Consider the following 23,015-nt stretch of genomic DNA (forward strand, 5'->3'; position numbering starts at 1 on the left):
CAGGCCCGCTTTACCCACCGGACCCTTGTCATGTTTGAACAAACCGTTACCCCCCGCTTTTACGAAACCGATGCGTTTGGCCATGTGAACAATACTGTTGTTACCGGCTGGTTCGAAACGGGCCGCGCGCCGTTGTTTGTGCTTTTCGGCAGAGGGGGCAATCCCGCATCCCTGCCGCTGATCCTCGCCCGAGTCGAGGTCGATTTTGTTGCCCAGATTTACTACGGCAGCGACGTGACCCTGCGCACCGGCATTGAGCGCATTGGCAACAGCTCTTTTGTGGTTACCCAGCAGGCCTGGCAGAACGATGCCCTGGTCGCCCGGGGGCGGGCGGTGCAGGTTTACTTCAACCATGAAAAACAGGCGTCGGCACCGATCCCTGATGACTTCCGTGAGGAGCTGGCTCGCCATGAAGGGGCGTTGCCGGAATAACGCTTTCCCATGGTGCTGATAGCCTGGTCGCCATGGCGTCCTGGCGTGATGCCGCTACACTAACGGGCATAGTAGTTCGGGGGCGAGTCGAGCTCCCTCTCTATCAGAATGGCAACCGAGTGAGATCGCTTCATGGCCTATCAGGGACAAGAAAACTTTGATCATCGCCAGCCCCGCAAAACCGGTGTGCTGATCACCAATCTGGGCACCCCGGATGCGCCGGAAACCGGGGCTCTGCGCCGCTACCTGCGCGAATTTCTGTCCGATACCCGGGTGGTGGAAATTCCCCGCTTCGTCTGGTTCTTCATCCTCAATCTGGTCATTCTGGTGATTCGCCCGCGCCGTTCCGCCGAAGCCTATAAAGGGGTGTGGACAGAAAGAGGCTCACCGCTGCTGGTGCACAGTCAGGACCAGGCGGATGGTATTCGGGAGCGGCTGCAACAGAAATACGGTGACGGCGTAGTGGTGCGTCTTGCCATGCGCTATGGCAACCCGTCCATCGCCAGTCAGCTGCAGGCGATGGAAGATGATGGCGTGCGTCAGCTGCTGGTGTTGCCTCTGTACCCGCAGTATTCGGCCTCCACCAACGCGTCCACCTTCGATGCGCTGGCGCGGGATTTCATGCAGCGACGCTGGCTGCCGGACTTGCGGTTTATCAGCCACTACCCGGACTTTGCGCCGTACATTCAGGCCATGGCAGAACATATTCGTGCCTACCGGGAAGCACATGGCAGTGCAGACAAGCTTATCTTCAGCTACCACGGTGTGCCCAAGCGTTTTCTGCTCAAGGGTGATCCGTACTTTTGCGAGTGCCACAAGACCTCCCGGTTACTGGCCGAGGCACTGGGGCTGGCCGATGATCAATGGATGACGACGTTCCAGTCCCGCTTCGGGCGGGAAGAATGGCTGCAGCCCTACACGGATGCCACCCTGAAAGCCCTGCCAGGGCAGGGAGTGAAATCCGTACAGGTCTTCTGCCCCGGCTTCTCCGCTGACTGCCTGGAGACGGTGGAGGAAATCGATGAGGAAAACCGGGGCTACTTTGAGCAGGCCGGTGGCGAATCCTTTGCCTATATCTCTGCCATGAATGCGGAGCCTGTGCACCTGGATGCGCTGACACAACTGGTCGAAAATAACCTGCAAGGCTGGCAGCCAGGGGACAATCAGCCGGCCACCCTGGCCGCTCGCGCCACGCGAGCCGAGGCACTGAAGTAGCAAGCGGTAACCCGCCCCTTCCTCCCCCTCCCTTCGTTCGCATCTCAGGATGCGCGCTCCTGCATCCCTCATTTGGGGGATGCGGGTTAATGCCAAATCCCTGACTATTTATCGCAGGCCCAGCCTGAATGGGGGCTTGAGCGTTCGATCCTGATAAGCAATGAGAGGGTGTCATGAAAGCTACAAAATCGGTTTTCTTTCTGATTCCGGGTCTTTTTTGTATGTTCTTTGCCGTCGCAGGCCATGCGAGCAGCTATGCCAAGGAATGTATTATGGACAGTGACTATTTTGTGAATTTTGATCTTTCCGTCGGGGATAAAGCGTTTTGGACAACGGTTGAGCCAGCGTCAGGTGCCGATGCATCAAGAAGTGCCATGTGCTCCTGCGCAAAGGCGATTAACCGGTTGCAGATCCAGGAGTACAACGAGCGTTACCCTGCCGCTTTTCTCAGGGGGGAGGATCGGGAGGGGTGTCGTGACTACGGCGATGGTGGTCAGAGCCACAAGTTGTATTGGACGCAATAAACAATCAAGGATCAATGTTAGGGGATGAAAATGAAAACAATACGTCAGTTATTTGGGGCTGCTGCAGGCGTACTCATGGTGTCTTTTGGCGGTTTCGCCCATGCGGAATACTCCGGATACCATTTTTGTGAAGCGGAATATCGATCCTATGGTGATGAAGACATATCCGAGGTTTACATCTCGGGTGTTTTCTATGATTCCTACGTGACGCCAAGCCGTGTAGATGACAGCTTCGCTGAATTTATCGATGCAGAATATGACCCTGAAGCAACCATTTACAACGTGAGTTGTGCAAGGAATCAACACGACTCCGAACGGGAAGCAGAGCGTAGCCGAAATCGTGCTATCTCCAACTGGCGAGACCGGGATTATGAGGTTCACCGGGTAAGATGGAGTCGATGACGTTCTGATTGCTGCCGGGTTTCCTGCGTCCTGTGCCGCTTAATCCCGTTCTGGCGTATGCGCAGACTGACGAAAGGAAGTCTGGGGTTTCTCACTATTAAGACTGGCTTTCGGAGGGCGTTGTGCGCAGGAAAATGCTTTTTCTTACGGTATCTTTGATGGTGGTGCCTCTAGGGGGGCTGGCAGCAGAAGGCGACGATGTCGGCAAGGAATTCGGTTATTGCGCTGTTAAAGAGGGCCGTGATGGGGGAAGAGCGGTCTTTTCAACGGTATTCCATGCGGATTTCGTGGATTTCTATGGCGGCTACATGTCCGACAAGATGCCGGAGATACAGCGCCGCTTTCGGAAATATGCGTATGCCTATTGGGGGGTAGACGGGGATGCAACGTGCTACCGCAGGCCCGACCGGAGGAAAGCCGAGGAGGCACTCATGGATGCGGTTTCGCAACTGCGTCGGGAAGGGGGTTGGGATGTGGAGATATCTCGTTGGCATTTCAGGGGTTAAACGTGCCAGCGGCTGAGGAATTAAATAATTTTGCTGATGAAGGTCGGTTGTTCTGTCATTAATAAGGTTGTGATCGGGGGTAAGGTGAAAATCCATTATTTTGTCTGTGTGCTATGGGGGCTGGCACTGGTCGGCTGCGGAACGATCAATGCAGACAGAGAAAGCTACATGAAAGACGCCGTTTATGAGAAAGAACGGTATTTTGGAGATGCGGTTTCTGAGCCGGCGTTTTCCCGCTATGAACTACGCGGGAAGTATGAGGTTGACGAGGAAAAGCTGAATATCCATATCGACCCGGTTGAGATTTACACCCAGGAAAAGGAAGAGTTTGTCGTACGACGGAAAGTGTCTTATGAGCGATACGGGCCGTACGGTTATAGTCCCGGTATGTGTGTTTTCAAGGTGGTAATGGTTTTCGATGTCCTTTTCTCCATGATTGATGATGATTATGCAGAGGACCTTCAGGAGACATGCTACAAGGTTTATGAGTGGAAGAGAGAGGAGCAGGAACAGCCTCCAGAAAAAACCGGGGTCAAGACCGTGGAGCTGCTGGCCAGAAATTACCAGGATTCAAGTGGGGCTTTGGTTTTTCAACTCCGCGCGGATGGAAAGCGGGTAAACAAAGTGAATCTTACCGGGTTTAGAGGGAAAGAAAGGCGTGGTCCCTATTCCTGGACAGTGAACAGCTGGTATGACTTTTCCCGACTTGAGGATGATGATTCCCTGGCAATTGAAATTATCAATCGTAGGGGGAGGGTGGCTCTGGACAAGACGTTGGCAATAGCTAAAGAGGATGCGGAGTCGGTTATTTTTAAAAGCAAGTATGACGGCATCTTTCAGTTGTACTACACCTGCAGACTATGTAACGCAAACCTGACGGATAATTTCTATACCGATGCTCGGCGAATAATTTGGTACAGCAATGTCTATTTATACAAGGGAAAGGGGTCGCTGGATTTTGTGGCTTCGTGTATTGAAGACCGATTTGACCGTTTGAGACATGGCGATGTGCGGGTGATGAGGGCGAATACTCCGAAAGGAAGGAATATCTGGCCGGATATTTACTCTTCTTACGGAACGGTTCGTGGTGTCAAGGCTCCTGACGAGCCGACCGTTGATGACATCCAGTCCTGCATCAGGAAGAAGAGGCTGGATCTGGAAATAAAGAACTATTATGGGTGATGTTTCCTGAATCCCTTGTGAAGGGTTATGAGGAAAAATATGAGAGCTCTCTTCCTGTCGGCTCTTATGCTGGTTGCTGGCCAGAAGGCTTGATCGCAAATGCACAATCTGGATTTCGAATGTAATGGTGACGCCTGCATTATGCGGACGTTTTTTTATCCCGGAACGGGCTGTGCCTAGCGCATATGAAGTTGCATAGTGGTTGTATCTTTCACGGATGATACGGATGTCATGATGAGATTCCCCCGAGATGCCGTCTGCGGGGCTGAATACCTAACTTGAGGTATGGGATAAGCCTCACCCCATTGCTATGGTTCAGACAGAGGCTCTGCGCCTTATGCGTGGGGCTGGCGATTGCCTGTTGTCCGGGGAAATGATGTCCAAATCCATTGCCGTAATCCTGATGCTAATCGTGCCGCTGCTATTGAGTGGCTGTGCGTTGTCATATCACGGGAATCTTGTTTCTAAACTGCAAGCTCAGGGCCCCAATCCCTATATTAATGAGCCGGAACTAAAAGACCTTTATGGAAAAATCCGGGTTATTGCCATGGCAGAAAGGTCTTGGGGCGACCCTTATGCCTTCGACTCGCGTAACGACGCCATCATCAGTAATTTCCAGGATCGTTTCAGCAAGCCAGCAATGATGGAGGCGATCAGCCTTGTTCGTGAAGGCTATGATGCAGTTGTGGCGGCTCGTTACCCCCATATCGGTTATGAGACGGAATGTACCTTGGTGGATGCCGGCGCTTATGTTGTGAATACAGAGGTGGCAGCGGATCAGTTCGATTGGAATTTTATTAAAGGGGAGTGTGTTGGCGGGCTTGCACATGGGGTTGGAAAAGCGGTTGATGAAAAAAATAACGCGCAGTTTGTGGGGCGATTTGATCAAGGGGTAATGGTCGAGGGTGTGTTTGATATGCCTTTGGAAAATGGCAGTCAGGTTACCCAGCTTGGCGATGTTCCCGGCAAGGCACGTATTGCCCGCCTGTTAAGCACAGAAACCCGTGAAGATGGTTTTCAGTGGCATCGATACGGTGATTTTAATGACCGGGCGGAAATGCACGGGTTTGGTGTTGTTATTTGGGGCTACACAAACGCCATGATCGTCAAGTCCATGGGGGAATTCAAACACTCGAAGCTGAACGGGTTTGCAGCCAAACAGGTATCCGGCACTACAGAGGCAGGAGCGGTCTGGTATGTGCGGATTGGCGAGCATGTTGAGGGAGAGTTGAATGGAGCAGGAGCGTGGACGAATGGCGTGACGAGTTTGAGCGTGGGCTACTGGGAAGAGGGAAAATTAAACGGCAAGGGATACGGTGATTACGCTAACGTTGCCGAGAACAGTGAAAGCTACGCCGGAACATACTTGGCCGGCAAACGTCAGGGCTCATTTACGGTGCGTAGACGGGCCCAGTTGGGTGGCGGAACAGGGGAGTTCACGGAAATATACGACAACGGCAAGTTGATCGACGACGGCATCGAGGAAAAATCAAACAGCGGTGATGGATTCGGAAAATTTGTTGCACTCGCTGGCGGCGCAGCAGTGATTGGTTCATCGGGAATTTCAGATTCGTCCAAAGTGGATATTGGCACTGCCTTCGCCTCCGATGTGATGGCCGGCGGCGACGGCAAGAACATGAATGCAATGAGCCAGCAGGCTGCTCAGGGTGGTGGGGCAACGAGCCAGGTGGGTAGTGATGATGACAAAGGGGTATTTCAGTTCAGTTGTTATGACCCGGGTAATTTTATCTGTGTTGACTATACTCTTTTCAGCCGAACCAAAAGTGAGCAGTTTAAGGCGCAATGCGCTCAGGGGCGCAATAAACAGGTTGCCAGCTGTGACAGTTCGACCCGACAGGCTATTTGCAGTCATCAGAGCCCGACAGGGGACACGGAGACGCATGATTACCTTTATGGCTCGGAACCGGAGCAACTGAAGCAGGCCTGCTTGTCCACGGGGGGCAAGTTCAGAATGGTCGAATAGTTGGGCTTTCTGGATAGCTTTTCTGGATAAAAAATGGAGCAGGCTTTGTCGGGCATTGAAGCCGTTGCCCGGCGCGGGAATGTGTCGGGTTCAGCTGAATGGAATGAAAGGCTATTGTTGTTTGTTTCCTGCGGTGCTGACCGTAAAGGTTGTATAACGATTTTCGCTTCTGGAAAAGAAAATAGCCTGGTTGCCGGTGATGCCGGCAACCAGGCGTGCCACGCGTTGCTGGCTACTACTGATTGGTGAGGTGGCGAATCAGCTCGTCAGTAAACTCTGTGGTACTGGCGCGTCCGCCCAGATCCGGGGTGACGATTTCCCCCTGGCCGACCACGTGTCGCACGGTGCGGCGCAGCCTTTTTGCCTTGTCGTGCTGTTCCATGTAATCGAGCATCATGGCGCCAGCGAGCATGATGGCGGTGGGGTTGGCCACGCCCTTGCCGGCGATGTCCGGTGCGCTGCCGTGGACGGCTTCGAACAGACCGCCGTGTTCACCAATGTTGGCCCCGGGGGCCACGCCCAGCCCGCCGATGAGGCCGGCACACAAGTCGGAAAGGATGTCGCCGAACAGGTTGGTGGTAACCAGTACATCGAAACGGTGCGGGTTCATGGCCAGCTGCATGGCGCAGGCGTCCACGATCATTTCCTCATGTTCCAGATTCGGATAGTCCTCGCGCACCTTGCGAGCCACATCCAGAAACAGCCCGGAAGTGGACTTCATGATATTCGCCTTGTGCACCACGGTGACTTTCTTGCGTCCCTGTTTGGTGGCGGTGTCGTAGGCGAAACGCAGCAGGCGCTCGGACTCGGTGCGGGTGATGCGGCTGCGCAGCTCGGCGGTTTCGCCGTCGTCACTGACGGTTTGCCCCAGCCCGGAATAGATACCCTCAATATTTTCCCGAATGGTCATGATGTCCACATTGTCATAGCGGGACTTCACGCCGGGAATGGACAGGGCCGGGCGCACGTTGGCGAACAGGTCGAAGGTCTTGCGCAGGGTTACGTTCACGGAAGTGAACCCGCCGCCCACCGGGGTGGTGATAGGGCCTTTCAGGGCCAGGCGGTTGCGTTTGAGCACGGCGAGGGTGTCTTCCGGCACCAGCTCCAGGCCCTGATCCAGAGCGGTCTGCCCTGCGATGGCATACTCAAACTTGAGACCGCAATCCAGCGCGTCCAGTACCCGTACCGTGGAATCGACGATATCCGGTCCGATTCCGTCACCGGGGATAACGGTTACGGTGTTCTCGTTCATACTGCCTCCTGATTGCGGTTAATAAGGGTTGAGCGTGATGTGTCCGGGGCCAAGATGCCATGTCCAGTAGAGAAATGGGGCCTCTATTCTGCCACGTCACGGCCGGCAAAATGAATGCCGACAAAAGTCGCAGGTTATGATGACAGAGTGCTTTTAGCGCAGAACGTTCATAGAGAAAGCCCTGGCAGAAGCGGAATCAGGGTTATTGCTCACCCTCGAGTAGCTGGGCCCCGGTGCCCTGCTCGGAGAGTGAGTCATAGGGATTGCGCAGCCGGCAGGCCTTGATCGACAAGCACCCACAACCGATACAGTCGCTCAGTTGATCACGTAACTGGGTCAGGGCGTGAATGCGGGCATCCAGTTGCTCCTGCCAGCGTGCGGAGAGTCGTTTCCAGTCACGGGCGGTGGGCGTTCGGCCGTCGGGCAGGCTGGCCATGGCGTCGGCGATTTCGGCCAGGGGGATGCCAATACGCTGGGCGACCTTGATCACGGCGACACGGCGCAGTACATCACGGTGGTAGCGACGCTGGTTGCCACTGCTGCGCCAGCTCTGGATCAATCCCTTGGTTTCATAAAAGTGCAGGGCGGATACCGCAACCCCGCTCCGCTCTGCCACTTCCCCCACGGTCAGGGCTTTACCGATATCGTTTGCGTTGATGAGGGTCATAGCTGCTCCCTTTTTCTTTCTTTATTGACCTCAATAATGATTGAGGTTTTACGCTGAGCCTTCATTGTCGTCAACTGTTCAGGAGATAATATGGCTACGCGCGACCCGCTGACTCTGGCTCTGGTATACGGCAGTACCCGTGAAGGGCGTTTGTGTGACACTCTGGTCAATTGGGCTGCAGAGCAGATTCGGGATGTGCCCGATTTTGCGCTGCAGGTGATTGATCCCCGCGATTTTGATGTGCCGGCGGATTTTCCGAATGCAGCATCCGCCAGTGTGCGGCAGTTGAAAAACAGGCTGACAAAGGCCGATGCGTTTTTAGTGGTTACGCCGGAGTACAACCACAGTTTTCCAGCCATCCTCAAACAGGTCATTGATGTCTCCAGTGCGGCCTGGAAAGCAAAGCCGGTGGCGTTTATCAGTTATGGCGGGGTGTCTGGCGGGCTGCGAGCGGTAGAACAGTTGCGGCTGGTCTATGCCGAGTTGCATGCGGTGACAGTGCGCAATGTGGTGAGCATCATCAATGCCGGTGACGAATTTGATGCCCGTGGGCGCTGGCAATCGGTGGAGCAGAAGGTCCGCGCAGAAAAGCGTTTGACGCAGCAGCTGGCGGTACTTCGGTGGTGGGCGCAGAGCCTGAAAGCGGGGCGCCGGCGACCGGAGTTTGCGGCGGTTTCGTGAGCGTGTTGGTCGTTCTGCGTATCCGCACCCATAGACGGCGCCGGGTGTGCATAATGGTGCGCCTGTATAGGGTATGCTTGCCATCGGCGCGATGCAGTGAGAGTGGGAAGGCGTCCTTTGAAGGAGAGATAGTGTGGATGCAGTAATTTCAGTCAACAATCTCAGCAAGGTTTATGAATCCGGATTTCAGGCGCTTAAAGAGGTCAATCTGGAGATTCGGCCCGGGGAGATCTTTGCCCTGCTGGGCCCCAACGGCGCCGGCAAAACGACCCTGATCAGTATTATTTGCGGGATCGTGAATCCCTCGTCCGGCAAGGTTCTCGCCGATGGGCATGACATCATTACCGATTTTCGCGCCGCACGAAGCGCCATCGGTCTGGTGCCCCAGGAAATTTCCACCGACGCATTTGAAACCGTCTGGGCAACAGTGAGTTTCAGCCGCGGGCTGTTTGGCAAGCCGCGTAATGATGCCCACATTGAGAAAGTGCTCAAGGCGCTGTCGCTGTGGGACAAGAAAGACAGCAAGATCATGATGTTGTCCGGTGGCATGAAGCGACGGGTGATGATTGCCAAGGCGCTTTCCCATGAGCCCAAGATCCTGTTTCTGGACGAGCCTACGGCGGGCGTGGATGTAGAGCTGCGCCGGGAAATGTGGGAAATGGTCCGCCAGCTGCGCGAACAGGGCGTCACCATTATTCTGACGACCCACTATATTGAAGAGGCCGAGGAAATGGCTGACCGGGTGGGTATTATTCGTCAGGGCGAAATTATCCTGGTGGATGAAAAGTCCCGGTTGATGGAAAAGTTGGGGCGCAAGCAATTGACTGTGCACCTGGCAGAACCGCTTGATGCGATTCCCGCCGCCATGGCGGACGAGGCGCTGGCGCTGGCCGATGAGGGCTACTCGATGGTTTATACCTACGATGCCAACCAGGAAAACACGGGCATTGCCGAATTACTGCGCCACCTGAGCGAGCAGGGTATTGAATTCAAGGACCTGCATTCACGGCAAAGTTCGCTGGAAGATATTTTCGTGGACCTGGTGCATAACGGTAACCCGGACGACAGTACGGCCGGGCGGGTAACCAGTGAAGATGCACCTAACGCACAGGGAGACGCTTGATGAATATTCATTCCATTCGCGCTATCTACAAGTTCGAGATGGCCCGTACCTGGCGCACCCTGATGCAAAGCGTGGCTTCCCCGGTGATTTCCACCTCGCTGTATTTTGTGGTGTTCGGTTCTGCGATCGGCTCACGGATGGTCGAGATTGACGGCGTCAGTTACGGGGCGTTCATTATTCCCGGTCTGATCATGTTGTCTTTGATGACGCAAAGCATTTCCAATGCGTCTTTCGGGATATACATGCCCACTTTCTCCGGCACCATCTACGAGGTGCTGTCGGCACCGGTGTCCTATGTGGAGATCGTGATTGGTTATGTGGGGGCGGCGGCAACCAAGTCCACGATTCTGGGCATCCTGATTCTGCTGACGGCACGATTGTTTGTGGACTATGAGGTGCAGCATCCTTTCCTGATGATTGGCTTTTTGCTGCTGACGGCGATCACCTTCAGTCTGTTTGGCTTTATCATCGGGGTATGGGCGGATACCTTCGAGAAGCTACAGATCATTCCCCTGATGATCATTACTCCGCTGACCTTTCTGGGGGGCAGTTTCTACTCCATCGATATGCTGCCGCCGGTTTGGCAGACGGTGACCCTGTTCAATCCAGTGGTTTATCTGATCAGCGGGTTCCGCTACAGCTTCTTTGGTGTGGCGGATGTGCACATCGGGATCAGCCTTGGCATGACGCTGTTGTTCCTGACGCTGTGCATGGGGCTGGTGTGGTGGATATTCAAAACCGGATATAAATTGAAAAGCTGAAAAAAGGGCGCTTTATGCGCCCTTTTTTTGGTTCTTCGCGGATTAGAATGAAGAACACGCTTCTCGCCGTCTGCTTGGTTAGTCGCGAAGTCCCGGCACTTTGCCAAATGCTCGGTACCGGTTGCCTGACGCAAAAAACATAGCCTGAGGGGTTGTCGTTATTGCGGTGTCGCTTTTGAGGAATGTTTTGAGAGATTGCCAGGGCCATCATTCAGGCAAGAATCGCTCAATTCCGCGATGAATTTTTTTGGGCTCCCTAATCAGGCGCTAACGCCTGCCTGTGCCCCGCGCAACTTGCTTACGTCTGCGCGCGGTGGTGCGCCGAACAAGCGGCTATATTCCCGGCTGAAGTGGGATGGGCTTTCATAGCCCACCCGGTAGCTGGCCGTGGCCGCTTCCAGCCCTTCGGTGAGCATCAGTCGGCGTGCTTCATGGAGGCGCAGCTTCTTCTGAAATTGTAGTGGTGACATGCGGGTGACCTGTTTGAAGCTATGGAACAGGGTGGACTCACTCATGTTGGCCGAGTCTGCCAGATCCTTCACCCGCAATGGTTCGGAATAGCGGTCCTTGAGGGTGGAAATGACCCTGGATATCCGGTTGGCCTGGGAATCAATAGAAGCGAACTTGCGCATGCGTGGCCCCATCTCGCCAATCAAAGAACGGTAGATAATCTCCCGACGGGTCAGTGGGGCGAGCACGGCAATATCGTCCGGGGTGGTCATCAGGTTCAGCAGTCGATAGAGCGCCCCCTGCATGGATTCATCCATGTGGGACATGCACAGACCACAGCCCACTTCGGGGCATTCATTACCCGGTTCATAACGGCCAACCTTGTCACCCAACTCCAGCACAAGGTCAGTGACCTCCTGCGGATCCACATCGATTTTTACCGCCAGGTAAGGATGGTTTGGGGAGGCATCCACAATTTGCCCAAGCACCGGAAGGTGGACGGAGCTGGCCAGGTAGCTTGATGGGCCGTACACAATTTCACGGTCGCCAAGCTCAATGGTCTTGGTGCCTTGCAGAATAAAAATCAGTGAAGGCTCGTAGACCGTAGAGGCGCAACTGCTGGTGTCATCGGCACGATACAACGAGACGCCCGGAATGCCGGAATCGAGCATGCCTGGCTCTGCAATCTGTTCGCAGACAAGCTGCGCCAGCTGTTGCTCGAGTGTGCTGCCAGCAGGGGCGGCAACATTGGATAAAGTGGCGGTCATGACCTTTCTCCCTTTTGCCGCAGTATACGCATGCACCGGGTGGGGCGGTGGGGTATCGAGCCATTTTCTGCAGAATCGGGCAATGACTGCGCAGAAACCGGCAATCTGCACCCGGCTGCCTGTGGGATCAGGCAATATCCCCTACTGTTGCGAACCTGTAGGGGAAGAACCATGCGGGTGGCCAGCGGCTCCCTTGTTTCAAAGATTAACCCTTTTAAATTAAGGGGTTATTGGTTTTGTTTTTCTTTTTCCTCTCCTTTTCGCCTGTTCCTGCCGTGGTTTGCTTGCCTGAAACAGTAATGACATCCAGGTGAAATATGGCCGGGGGCAAACCTGCTTTTCACCGGTGCAGATGGATTTAAACAGGATCGGGCAATGTTGAGGCAGTAACCCGATATCGCGCTTCGGCCCCTTTTCATTACAGTTTCTCTCCATTCAGGAAAGCCCTGTGCTTTCTTGCCGGGCAACCGTGCTGGCAGTTTGCCGGTTCGTCAGGAGCGTGGATTTTTTTATTGACCTCAACTCAACTTGAGGAATTAGAGTCCTCTGCCATGACGGTTCGGTTGTGGTTTTTCAGGGTGAGTGTCTGATCGGGTGGTGAATTGATTTTGCCACGCTGTCGAATCGTTTCAGGGTTATTCGATTATCGGGTACGCATTACTGCGGTAATGCATCAAGGGTGATAGCGGGAGTCAGATTCATGGAAAGTGTTAGTAGTGAAACGGCCGGTGGTGTGGGTGTGTACCTGGGCCTGGCGTTTATTTTGATGGCGATTGTTTTCTTGTCCGGTTGCGATGCGCGTAGTGAAGCCTCGCAGCAGATGCCCGCGCCGGATGTGGATGTGGCCCTGGTTCAACCGGAACCGGTGACCTTGTGGGAGTCTTTTACCGGTCGTGTGGTGGCGCCGGAAACGGTGGCGCTACGGCCCCGGGTCAGCGGTTACATCGATAAGGTGGCCTTTGAAGAAGGGGCTCTGGTGGAAGCTGGTGATCTGCTTTTCCAGATTGATCCACGCCCGTATCAGGCCAGAAAGCAGGCTGCGCAAGCGCAGTTGGCACAGGCAAGGAGTGAGCTGGCACTGGCGAACAGCCAGGCGGAGCGAGCCCGTTCGTTGATGGAAAGCCGTGCGATTTCCCGTGAAGAGTATGACCAGCGCAACGCGGCAAAGATGAGTGCGCGAGCGCTGGTCAATGCGGCAAAGGCGGCGCTGGAAACCGCCGAGCTGGATTTACAGTACACCCGGGTAACGGCGCCGGTAAGTGGCCGGGCAGGTCGCGCCCTGGTGACGCGGGGAAACCTGGCCAGTGCGGATCAGACATTGCTGACCACGTTGGTGTCGGTGGATCCGATGTACGTGTATTTCGATGCGGACGAGCAAGCCGCACAGGAAAGCGAACAGGCTCGTGTGGCGGGAAAGCCGACCAGGGTGCGCATTGGCTTGGCCGGAGAGTCGGGGTTTCCGCATCAGGGCACGCTGAACTTTATCGACAACCGATTGAACGCCAACACCGGCACCTTGCAATACCGGGCGGAACTGGCCAACCCGAATGGCACTTTTAAACCGGGGCAATTCGCCCGCGTGCAATTGCCGATGGCGCGCATGGATAACGCCATGCTGGTCAACCGTAAAGCGGTGCTTACCGATCAGGACCGTCGCTTCGTGTATGTGGTTGGTGACGACAACATGGCCGCTCGCCGCCAGGTAACACCGGGCCGGTCGGTGGACGACCAGCTGGTTATTCTCGAAGGCCTCCAGCGGGGTGACAGGGTCATTATCAATGGTGTCCAGAAAGTGTTCTTTGACGGTATGCCGGTGGCGCCTAACCAGGTTGCCATGAGTGAGCAATCGGCTGAACCCGCGGTGGCGTCTGCCCAGCCGTGACCCGGATCGCCTCTGCCGTACAAGGTGCTGTGCAGAGGCTCTCCAGCAAAACCGGATAACCGTGATTGCTCGCTAGCGAGAAAGGAGGTCCGGCAACTTCAAAGGGAACGACATGTCACGGTGGGTCGCTGATCTGCCGCGCAGGAGTATTGCCATGAATTTTTCACGTTTCTTTGTCGACAGGCCCATTTTCGCGGCGGTGTTGTCGATCATTATTTTTGCGGTGGGGCTGATTTCCATACCCAACCTGCCGGTAAGTGAATATCCGGAAGTGGTGCCGCCGTCAGTGGTGGTGCGCACCGTGTATCCGGGGGCCAATCCGAAGGTGATTGCGGAAACCGTGGCGACGCCACTGGAGGAAGCGATCAACGGCGTTGAAGGGATGATGTACCTGAAATCCGTGGCGGGCTCCGATGGGGTGCTGCAGATGACGGTGACGTTCCGGCCGGACATCGACGCTGATGATGCCACCGTGCGGGTGCAGAACCGGGTCAGTCAGGCCCTGGCCCGATTGCCGGAAGATGTGCGCCGTCAGGGGGTGACCACGCAGAAACAGTCACCAACATTCTTGATGGTGGTTCACCTGACATCCCCGGATGGCCGTTACGACACCCTGTACCTGCGCAATTACGCCCGCCTGCATGTGCGGGACGTGCTGGCGCGGATTCGTGGTGTGGGCGATGCGCAAATCTTTGGCGGCGGTGACTACGCCATGCGTGCCTGGCTGGACCCGGAAAAAATTGCCGCCAGGGGCCTGACCGCCAGCGATGTGGTGGGCGCCATGCGCGAGCAGAATGTGCAGGTATCCGCCGGCCAACTGGGCGCCGAGCCCATGCCGGGCAGTGACTTCCTGACACTGATTAACGCCCAGGGGCGGCTGCGCACGGTGGAAGAATTTGGTGATGTGGTCCTCAAGAGCGGTGCGCAGGGCGAGATTGTTCGTCTGTCCGATGTGGCGCGGCTGGAGCTCGGCGCGGGGGATTACACCTTGCGTTCCCAGCTGGACAGCAAGGACGCGGTAGCGATTGGTATTTTCCAGGCGCCGGGCGCCAATGCGCTGGAAATTCGCGACCAGGTGATCACCGCCATGGATGAGATTGCCACCCGTTTTCCACAAGGCGTGAAGTATGAAGCGGTGTACGACACCACGGTATTCGTCAGTGATTCCATCAAGTCGGTGATCAAGACCCTGATTGAAGCCGTGCTGCTGGTGGTGCTGGTGGTCACCCTGTTCCTGCAGACCTGGCGCGCGTCGATTATTCCGTTGCTGGCCGTGCCGATTTCCGTGGTAGGGACATTTGCGGCGCTCTATCTGCTTGGCTATTCCATCAACACGCTGACTCTCTTCGGGTTGGTCCTGGCCATCGGCATTGTCGTCGACGATGCCATTGTGGTGGTGGAGAACGTGGAGCGAAATATTGAAGAGGGGCTCACGCCACTGGCGGCAGCGCATCAGGCCATGCGGGAAGTGTCTGGCCCGATTGTGGCAATTGGTCTGGTGCTGTGTGCGGTGTTTATTCCCATGGCGTTTCTGTCCGGCGTTACCGGCCAGTTCTATCGACAGTTCGCGGTCACCATTGCCATTTCCACGGTGATCTCCACCATCAACTCGTTGACGCTGTCGCCAGCGTTGGCGGCCATGCTGCTCAAGCCCCACGACGCGCCGAAGGATCGGCTGACACGCCTGATTGATACGCTGTTTGGCTGGCTTTTCCGTCCGTTCAACCGTTTCTTCAACGCCAGCTCGGACAAGTACCATGGCGGCGTGTCCCGCTCGCTCCATCATCGTGGTGTGGTGTTCGTGATCTATGCGTTGTTGCTGGCCGGTACCGGCTTGATGTTCAAGGTGGTGCCGCCGGGATTCATTCCGGTACAGGATAAGATGTACCTGATCGCCGGGGTGAAACTGCCGGAAGGGGCGTCGCTGGAGCGCACCGATGCCTTGCTGCAGAAAGTGACAGACATCGCCATGAACACCGAAGGCGTGGCGCACTCGGTGGCGTTCCCGGGTTTGAATGCCTTGCAGTTCACCAATACCTCCAATACCGGTGTGGCATTTTTCCCGTTGGAGCCGTTTGATCAGCGCAGCCGTTCGGCGGCCGAGATCAATGCCGAGATTAACCAGAAAATCGCCGGCCTGAAGGAAGGGATTACGTTCTCCTTTATGCCGCCGCCGATTCTCGGTCTGGGTAACGGTTCAGGGTATCAGCTGTTTATCGAGGACCGGGGCAACCTGGGCTATGGTGAGTTGCAGAACGCCGTGAATGCATTCCAGGGGGCCATTGCGCAAACCCCGGGGATGGGTTTTCCCATCAGCAGTTATCAGGCCAATGTGCCGCAGCTGAATGCGGAGGTGGACCGTCTCAAGGCGAAAGCCCAGGGCGTGCCGCTGACCGAGCTGTTCGATACCTTGCAGACCTATCTGGGCTCGGCCTATGTGAATGACTTCAACCGCTTCGGTCGAACCTGGCAGGTGATTGCCCAGGCGGATGCGCCTTTCCGGGAAGACATTGATGACATTGGCCGGTTGCGTACCCGCAATATTCACGGCGATATGGTGCCCATCAGTTCCATGGTCACTATCACCGAAGATTTCGGTCCGGATCCGGTGCTGCGCTACAACGGCTACCCGGCGGCAGACCTGGCCGGTGAAGCCGACCCTCAGGTGCTTTCTTCTGCCCAGGCCATGGCGGTGCTCAATCGTATTGCCGATGAGGTGTTGCCTAACGGCATGACGTTCGAGTGGACAGACCTGAGTTATCAGCAGGCGACCCAGGGCAACGCGGCCTTGCTGGTCTTCCCCCTGTCGATACTGCTGGTGTTCCTGGTGCTGGCCGCCCTGTACGAAAGCTGGACGTTGCCATTGGCGGTGATTCTCATCGTGCCCATGTGCATGCTGTCGGCCCTGATGGGCGTGTGGTTCTTCGGTGGGGATAACAATATCTTTGTTCAGGTGGGGCTGGTGGTGTTGATCGCGCTGGCCTGCAAGAACGCGATCCTGATTGTGGAATTCGCCCGCGAACTGGAAATGCAGGGCAAAGGTGTGGTCGAGGCGGCACTGGAAGCCTGCCGGTTGCGCTTGCGCCCGATCATCATGACATCCATTACTTTCACCGCCGCGGTGCTGCCGCTGGTGCTGGGCAGTGGTGCCGGTGCGGAAGTGCGCCAGGCACTGGGTGTGGCGCTGTTCTTCGGCATGCTCGGCGTCACCCTGTTCGGGCTGTTCCTGACGCCGGTGTTCTATGTGGCGTTGCGCAAACTGGCGGGCAGCAAACCGCCGGTCAGTCACCATGAAAGCACTCTGGAAGGGGGCGCCCATGGACAGATTCAAGGAGGCAACCATGCGTAATGCAGTGGGCCTTATTGGCGGGCTGGCCCTGTTGGCCGGGTGTGCAGTCGGGCCGGATTATCAGGTGCCGGAGACCCCGGAACCGGACAGCTTTTCGGCGCCACATGCCAGCGCGACCTCCTCGACCACCGCGGGTGATTTTGCCCAGGCCGAGCAGGACTTCTGGCAGGGCTTTGATGATCCCTTGTTGGCGCAATTGATCGCACAAACCCTGACAGCGAACCAGACGTTGCAGGCGGCGTTGGCCCGTTACGATCGGGCCGCGGCCTTGCTGTACGGTGCCAAGCGGGAGCAGTGGCCCAGCGTCACGGCCAGTGCCAGCGGTGCCGAGCAGCATCTGGCGGATGTGGAGCGCACTCCGGTCGGCGGTGGGCCGGAGCGGGTAGAACTGTACCAGGCCGGCATCGCGGCGCAGTGGGAGCTGGATATGTTTGGCCGTTTGCGCCGGGCCACCGAGTCCCAGGCGGCGCAGTTGCAGGCGGTGGGGGCTGATCTCGGTGCCTTGCAGGTGGCATTGGCCGGACAGGTGGCCAGCAGCTATTTTGAACTGCGTGGCTTGCAGCAACGGCTGCAGGTGGCCGAGCAGAATGTGGCGATTCAGACCCAGACCCTGGATATTGTCTCCGCCCGGGTCAATGCCGGTCGCGGCACGGAGTTCGACTCGGTGCGCGCCCGGGCGCAGCTGGAACGGACCCGCGCTGCCCTGCCTTCACTGGAGGCGGACATTCGTGCAGCCATGCACCGTATTGCCGTGCTCACCGGCCAGCCGCCGGCTGCCCTGGTTGACACTCTTGCGGTGAATACCGGGCTGCCGGGCAGTTTGCCGGTGATCCCGGTAGACAGCCCCGGTGACGTGTTGCGACGCCGGCCGGATGTGGCGGCAGCGGAACGCCGGTTGGCCGCCGCCACGGCCCGCATTGGTGTAGCAACGGCGGACTTGTTCCCCCGTTTTACCCTCAGCGGGTTGCTGGGGTCGGTGGCCACGGACAGCGGTGACCTGTTCAGCGGCCCGGCGGAAAGCCGGCGTGTGGCGTTGGGCGTGGACTGGACCTTCCTCGACTATGGCAAGGTAAAGGCGCGTATCGAAGCGGAAGATGCCAGCAGCCGTGAGGCTCTGGCCAACTATCAGCAGGCGGTGCTGGTGGCACTGGAAGAAACGGAAACCCGGTTGGTGCGCTATCAACGCGCCCGGCAGCGAGCCGAACGGCTGGTGAGGGCTTCAAACGATGCCCAGCGGGCGGCGGCGCTGGCCAGAACCCGGTATGAGCAAGGCTTTATCGGTTACTTCGAAGTGCTGGCAGCGGAACAGGAGTTGACCACCACCCGTGATGCCCAGGTGCGCAGTCAGGCGGCTGTCACTCAGGCCATGGTGGATGTCTACCGGGCCCTGGCCGGTGCCCCGGCGCCGGCAGCGGAGTCGAAGCCGTAGGCGGCGTCAGTCAATGCGAAAACAAAAAAGGCCCTTAGGGGCCTTTTTTGTGGTTCATCGCGGAATTGAGTGATCAGCCAGCGTCAGAACGTGTCGCCTTGTCCCGCCCTGGCAACCGCTGGACGCCGGATGCCCGATGGCGGACGCTTGCATTCAAAACCTGAAAACCTTGGGCGCCATGCTCTCTGCGCAAAATGCATTACTAGATTATTGCCTGAATGATGGCCCTGACAATCCCTCAAAGCATCCCTCAAAAGAGATACCGCAATAACGACAGCCTTTTTTGTTTCAACCCCTTCTGCCAATCGCCACCACGATTGCTTACCATCAGGGCTGACTGTCTGCGGATAAAGACCATGATCGTTCGAGAGCGCCCCAATGCCATTGCCCTGTTATTTGCCCTGCGGGGGTCGGTGGTGCCGGAAATTCTGCCGCACATTGCCTTTGTCGCGTTATTTTCTGTGGTGGTGGCCGCGCTCAGTCACTACCAACTGATTGATCTGACCAGCCTGACGATTATGCCGGTGACCCTGCTCGGCATCGTGTTGTCGATCCTGCTCGGTTTTCGCAATAACGCTGCCTATGACCGCTGGTGGGAGGCGCGCAAACAATGGGGCCAGATGGTCAATGAAATCCGCAGCCTGGCCCGAGCCAGCGGTGCCTTGCTGGGCGAGGACGCCGCTGCCCGGCGCGCATTATTGATGCAGGTGCTGGCCCATGCGGTGACGTTGAAGGGCCAGCTTCGTGGCGAAACCGTCAACGAGGAACTGTTGGCCTGGGTGTCAGCGGAACAGCGGGATGCGGCGCTGGCGAAAGCCAACCCGGCGGATGCGTTTCTGGCACAGGCTGGTGGCTTGCTGGGGGAGCAGTATCGGCAGGGGGCGCTGGACAGCATGGGGCTGAAGATACTCGATGAACGTCTGGCGGCGTTGAGCGGTATCCAGGCGGCCAGTGAACGTATTGCTTCCACGCCCTTGCCGTTCGCCTATACCTTGCTGGTGCATCGCACCGCCTATGTCTATTGCTACCTGCTGCCCTTTGCGTTGATTGGTGGCATGGGCTGGGCAACCCCGATACTGGCGGCGGCTGTGGCCTATACCTTCTTCGGTATCGATCGCCTGTCCGAACACCTGGAGACACCTTTCGGCCGCGCCCCCAATGACCTGCCCCTGGATGCGCTGTGCCGCATTCATGAAATTTCCGTGGCCGATGCCCTGGGCGAGACTGCACCCGCCCCCTTGCCGGTAAAGAACTTCCAGCTTCAGTAACCCCGCTGGATTTGCCACGCCGGCATCCCCTATCTGGGGGATGCCGGCCTTACCGCGCCTCGCTATGTTATTTCCATAAGCCGGATGGGCCGGTGTGAACAGGCGAGGCAACATGAAAAGTAACATGAAAAGGTTGATGGGGTTTTCGGTATTGCTGGTGGCGTTGCAGGGCGCGCCGCTAGTGGCGGCGGCGAATGAGGTTTGTGCGGGGCCGTTTACCCGCCCGGCGTACAGTGAGGTGCTGGATCTCTTTGAATCGGACAATGCCCCCAAAGTGCGTTGCCCGGAAGGCACCACACCTATTCGGGCGGGCTCAGCGGCATATCCGAACTATCTGTTGGGTTATATGAAGAGCGAGCCGCTGGGTAACGGCAAGATACGTAGAACCCTGGACTCCATTGATTATGAGTGCCTGTGCCCCTCCGGCCGTAAAACCGGTACTGGCGCTCGCTATCAATAAGGGCGTCATGCTGTGCCGGCCCGGCAACAAAAAGCCACCATACTGTTGCGGTTTCTCCATGGTGAGGGGCCGGGAAAAGCGGTGCAATTGAGCCGGTAAGGGATCGATTATTCAGCTCCAAACAACGAACAGGGAAGGGATCAATGATGGGTAAAATATTCGCGATATTTATCGCCATGCTGTTCGCCAGCGTAGCCAGCGCCAACGGGGCCTTGGCCATCGACAGCAATCAGGGTGACCAGTACGGCTTCAGCTATAACCATGAAAGCATGCAGCAGGCCCAGTCACGGGCGCTGAGCGAATGCGGTTACGGTTGTCGGGTGGTGCAGACGTTTTCCCGGGGCTGCGCCGCCTATGCGGCGGACCAGGCATCGGGGAGCTCCGCGTATGGCTGGGGTACGGCCTCCAGCGGTGGCCAGGCCCAGAACACCGCGCTGCAATATTGCGTGCGTCAGGGCGGCCAGCGCTGCATGGTTCGGGCTTGGGGCTGTAACGGTAACTAGGCGTACAGGGCCGCAACGGCCCTGTTCCTTTGTCTGCTTTGCTTGAAGCGGATGACACTCATAAGGCCGTGACCGGCCAATAGTCCCGCTGCCAGTAATAGCCAGAGCACATTGAGGACCGCGTTGCCCGGATTATCGCGGTGACGGGTCAGGTCCAGGCTTAGCACGGCGGTCCCCCCATCAACCTGATAATCGGTCACCATGCCCCGAAGCTTGAAGGGCTGCCCGGCGGCGTTGTCGATCATGGCAGTCATCGCGTCAATGCTGGCCTGATAGGGCGAGGTGGTGTCGTCGGGCGTCAGGGTGCTGGGCACAGGGCCTTGCACCAGCCGAATCTGCACGCCGCCTTGCTGGCTGTTGGTAATGTCCCGGGCAATGTTGACGCCGCGTTCCATATCCAGCTCGTTGGCCAGCTGATTCAACCGCTGACGCAGGGCCTTGACGTGCGCTTCGCTGGTGATCGCGGTTACCGGGTCATCACTGCCTGCTTGCGTTTGTACGGCGTTTCTCAGTGAGGTCCATGTTTCCGGCTGGTGGTCGAGTGTGAAGATCAGCCGGGACAGCATGTGCCGGTGAATGCGCTCGCACTGGCTTTCGGCACTGCTGCTGGTGCCGCTTTGGCTGCAGGCCGAATCCAGCGTGTCGATAAGCTCAGGCAGGTGCCTGAGCATGACCGGTTTGCCATTGCGGTAGGTGTCCCAGCCTTGCATCGTCGCCATCAAACTGAGGTAACCATCGGTGCGGGTTTGCAGCAGTGTCCGGTCACGCAGCTGGCGGATGATCTCCGGCTCTTCCAGGTGCTGTGACTGGGGTACGTTGCTGCCCCAGTGGATGCGTCTGCAGTCGAAGGTCGGGCGGTAACCGTCTATGCTCAACGCGCATTGACCGCGCCCCTCGATACTCACCGGTGCGCCGATGGCGGGGGGCTGCTGGAGCACGGCGTCGGGAGTTTGCAGGGTGGTTTCCTGTGCGCCGCTGAGCAGCTGACCGGTAAAGAGAAGATCGCGGGACAGTTCGGTGAAGCTGGCAAGCGGGAACAGCAAGGCGATAGCACCCACCAGAGCCAGGGTCAGGTGGCGCCCCCAGTACACCGGAGGGAAACGGCGAACTTCTTCGTCCAGCGACATCCGGTTGCCGTAACTGACGACACTGTAATCATCCACGCGCACGGCCATTTCCTGATTCTGGCCGTCCTCATACTCGATGAAGGGGCGCCAGTGCTCGGGCAACACAAAGCCGATGCTTTCGTTGAGCGTGACGGAGATCTGTACGTTGTTCTGTTCATCCACGGCCACCGGCGTCAGGCAAATCTGCCCGGAGACCTGATTCACTTTTTGCGGCTTGTCCGGCGACGGTTTACGGAAAAACCGGAACAGGGCGATGACAACGAACAGCAGGCCGGTGGCCAGAGAGATTGACCCGATGAGCGAGCTGTCGACCCCGATGGCAATGCCCAGGCAGACAAAGGCCAGTATCCACAGAAAGGCGGGCAGCATGGCAAGGCCGCGCCCGCGCCGGGATTCGATTTCCGCGTCGGTTTCATCGCGCTGTTCGCGAATGCGCAGGGTGCCTGCAGGGTCGTCTTCGCGGGTTTGCTCGTCTTCCTCAACCACACGAGCCAGCTCACCGTGGTCGCCGCTTTCCCATTGTTGCTGTTTTTGCTCGCGGCGCTGGTTGCGTTCTTCGCCGCCGGCCAGGGTGAAATCATCATTGAGTGCAACGACGATGGCTTTTTTCTCGGCAAGCACGACCAGGGCATCATTGTGCTCGCGGAGAAAATATTCGGCGTCATAGGGCAGCAAGACTTCCACGCCGCCGATGGTGTCATGCCAGACGGTATTGCCATTGGTGGTCAGCCCGTGGCGCAGGTAAGGGCCGCTGAGGGCAAAAACCGCATTGCCGGTGAGTGTGCCCAGGGTCTTTTTCTCGGCCTCGGCGATGACCGCATCCACAAGGCGCAGCTCGGTCGGATCCAGGTTGCGTTGGGGCGTGCCTTCCTGGCGGAAGGTCGTGAGACTTTTCAGTGAGGATTTCTTGCGGCCCTGATAGACAATGACGCTGTAGAGCGTGGAGCCGAGCAGAAAGAGAATCAGCAGAATTTTCAGTATGGCAAGCGCTTCCATGGCAACCCCGTCCTGTTTGAAAAACGGGGAGAGTACGGATTGCCGTTGAGGCTGG

At 57.2% G+C, this 23,015-nt stretch carries 21 protein-coding genes; 17 read left to right on the forward strand and 4 right to left on the reverse strand.

The window, feature by feature from the left end; genetic code table 11:
* The first annotated feature begins 30 nt into the window (after positions 1–30).
* From F1529_RS02645 to F1529_RS02680, 8 genes are all read left to right on the forward strand, one after another.
* Entirely contained in the window at positions 31–432 is a 402-nt protein-coding gene (locus F1529_RS02645; RefSeq protein ID WP_007149765.1) for a thioesterase family protein, read from the forward strand.
* Between the two features lie 132 nt (positions 433–564).
* A complete protein-coding gene (gene hemH / locus F1529_RS02650) occupies positions 565–1,647 on the forward strand; it encodes a ferrochelatase (RefSeq protein WP_155131933.1) in 1,083 nt (360 codons plus the stop codon).
* Positions 1,648–1,820: 173 nt separating this feature from the next.
* The gene (locus tag F1529_RS02655; protein ID WP_155131936.1) at positions 1,821–2,171 is read left to right on the forward strand and encodes a hypothetical protein; all 351 of its coding nucleotides are present in this window, start codon (positions 1,821–1,823) and stop codon (positions 2,169–2,171) included.
* Positions 2,172–2,201: 30 nt separating this feature from the next.
* The gene (locus F1529_RS02660) at positions 2,202–2,573 is read left to right on the forward strand and encodes a hypothetical protein (RefSeq protein WP_155131939.1); all 372 of its coding nucleotides are present in this window, start codon (positions 2,202–2,204) and stop codon (positions 2,571–2,573) included.
* Positions 2,574–2,695: 122 nt separating this feature from the next.
* Positions 2,696–3,079: a hypothetical protein gene (locus F1529_RS02665; protein WP_155131942.1), complete on the forward strand. Its 384-nt coding sequence runs from the start codon at positions 2,696–2,698 to the stop codon at positions 3,077–3,079.
* Positions 3,080–3,109: 30 nt separating this feature from the next.
* Positions 3,110–4,261 (forward strand): hypothetical protein, encoded by a 1,152-nt coding sequence (locus F1529_RS02670; RefSeq protein ID WP_155131945.1) that lies wholly within the window; start codon positions 3,110–3,112, stop codon positions 4,259–4,261.
* A 376-nt stretch (positions 4,262–4,637) separates the two neighbouring features.
* The gene (locus tag F1529_RS02675; RefSeq protein WP_155131948.1) at positions 4,638–6,245 is read left to right on the forward strand and encodes a hypothetical protein; all 1,608 of its coding nucleotides are present in this window, start codon (positions 4,638–4,640) and stop codon (positions 6,243–6,245) included.
* A 33-nt stretch (positions 6,246–6,278) separates the two neighbouring features.
* On the forward strand, positions 6,279–6,494 hold the full coding sequence (locus F1529_RS02680; protein WP_155131951.1) for a hypothetical protein: 216 nt from the start codon (positions 6,279–6,281) through the stop codon (positions 6,492–6,494).
* Here F1529_RS02680 and F1529_RS02685 read toward each other — a convergent pair.
* Positions 6,481–7,497, reverse strand: a complete 1,017-nt coding sequence (locus tag F1529_RS02685; RefSeq protein WP_007149111.1) for an isocitrate dehydrogenase — start codon at positions 7,495–7,497, stop codon at positions 6,481–6,483. The genes F1529_RS02680 and F1529_RS02685 overlap by 14 nt on opposite strands.
* A gap of 202 nt (positions 7,498–7,699) precedes the next feature.
* Positions 7,700–8,164, reverse strand: a complete 465-nt coding sequence (gene soxR / locus F1529_RS02690; RefSeq protein WP_155131953.1) for a redox-sensitive transcriptional activator SoxR — start codon at positions 8,162–8,164, stop codon at positions 7,700–7,702.
* Positions 8,165–8,254: 90 nt separating this feature from the next.
* Here soxR and F1529_RS02695 point away from each other — a divergent pair, with 90 nt between their 5' ends.
* The 3 genes from F1529_RS02695 to F1529_RS02705 all read left to right on the forward strand — a co-directional run bounded on the left by F1529_RS02695 (position 8,255) and on the right by F1529_RS02705 (position 10,729).
* Positions 8,255–8,845, forward strand: a complete 591-nt coding sequence (locus F1529_RS02695; protein ID WP_155131955.1) for an NADPH-dependent FMN reductase — start codon at positions 8,255–8,257, stop codon at positions 8,843–8,845.
* 133 nt (positions 8,846–8,978) lie between these two features.
* Complete coding sequence (locus F1529_RS02700; RefSeq protein WP_007149257.1) at positions 8,979–9,968, forward strand: ABC transporter ATP-binding protein; 990 nt, start codon at positions 8,979–8,981, stop codon at positions 9,966–9,968.
* Positions 9,968–10,729 carry an ABC transporter permease gene (locus F1529_RS02705; protein WP_007149452.1) on the forward strand — a complete coding sequence of 254 codons (762 nt, stop codon included), beginning with the start codon at positions 9,968–9,970 and terminating at the stop codon, positions 10,727–10,729. The genes F1529_RS02700 and F1529_RS02705 overlap by 1 nt, the downstream gene beginning before the upstream one ends.
* Before the next feature lie 260 nt (positions 10,730–10,989).
* Here F1529_RS02705 and F1529_RS02710 read toward each other — a convergent pair whose 3' ends face one another.
* Positions 10,990–11,946 carry an AraC family transcriptional regulator gene (locus tag F1529_RS02710; RefSeq protein WP_039926738.1) on the reverse strand — a complete coding sequence of 319 codons (957 nt, stop codon included), beginning with the start codon at positions 11,944–11,946 and terminating at the stop codon, positions 10,990–10,992.
* A gap of 700 nt (positions 11,947–12,646) precedes the next feature.
* Here F1529_RS02710 and F1529_RS02715 point away from each other — a divergent pair.
* The 6 genes from F1529_RS02715 to F1529_RS02740 all read left to right on the forward strand — a co-directional run bounded on the left by F1529_RS02715 (position 12,647) and on the right by F1529_RS02740 (position 20,837).
* Positions 12,647–13,828, forward strand: a complete 1,182-nt coding sequence (locus F1529_RS02715; RefSeq protein ID WP_155131961.1) for an efflux RND transporter periplasmic adaptor subunit — start codon at positions 12,647–12,649, stop codon at positions 13,826–13,828.
* Positions 13,829–13,982: 154 nt separating this feature from the next.
* Positions 13,983–17,177: an efflux RND transporter permease subunit gene (locus tag F1529_RS02720; RefSeq protein ID WP_155131964.1), complete on the forward strand. Its 3,195-nt coding sequence runs from the start codon at positions 13,983–13,985 to the stop codon at positions 17,175–17,177.
* Positions 17,170–18,606 (forward strand): efflux transporter outer membrane subunit, encoded by a 1,437-nt coding sequence (locus tag F1529_RS02725; protein ID WP_196220355.1) that lies wholly within the window; start codon positions 17,170–17,172, stop codon positions 18,604–18,606. Before F1529_RS02720 ends, F1529_RS02725 begins: the two co-directional genes overlap by 8 nt.
* 356 nt (positions 18,607–18,962) lie before the next feature.
* On the forward strand, positions 18,963–19,874 hold the full coding sequence (locus F1529_RS02730) for a bestrophin family protein (RefSeq protein WP_155131970.1): 912 nt from the start codon (positions 18,963–18,965) through the stop codon (positions 19,872–19,874).
* A gap of 112 nt (positions 19,875–19,986) precedes the next feature.
* Positions 19,987–20,334 (forward strand): hypothetical protein, encoded by a 348-nt coding sequence (locus F1529_RS02735; RefSeq protein ID WP_155131973.1) that lies wholly within the window; start codon positions 19,987–19,989, stop codon positions 20,332–20,334.
* Positions 20,335–20,477: 143 nt separating this feature from the next.
* Positions 20,478–20,837: a DUF4189 domain-containing protein gene (locus F1529_RS02740; RefSeq protein WP_230457691.1), complete on the forward strand. Its 360-nt coding sequence runs from the start codon at positions 20,478–20,480 to the stop codon at positions 20,835–20,837.
* Here F1529_RS02740 and F1529_RS02745 read toward each other — a convergent pair.
* Positions 20,834–22,960, reverse strand: coding sequence for an IgaA/UmoB family intracellular growth attenuator (locus F1529_RS02745; protein ID WP_155131976.1), 2,127 nt, complete (start codon positions 22,958–22,960; stop codon positions 20,834–20,836). The genes F1529_RS02740 and F1529_RS02745 overlap by 4 nt on opposite strands.
* Positions 22,961–23,015: the final 55 nt, after the last annotated feature.

This window comes from Alcanivorax sp. VBW004 (assembly GCF_009718865.1).
GTDB lineage: Bacteria > Pseudomonadota > Gammaproteobacteria > Pseudomonadales > Alcanivoracaceae > Alcanivorax.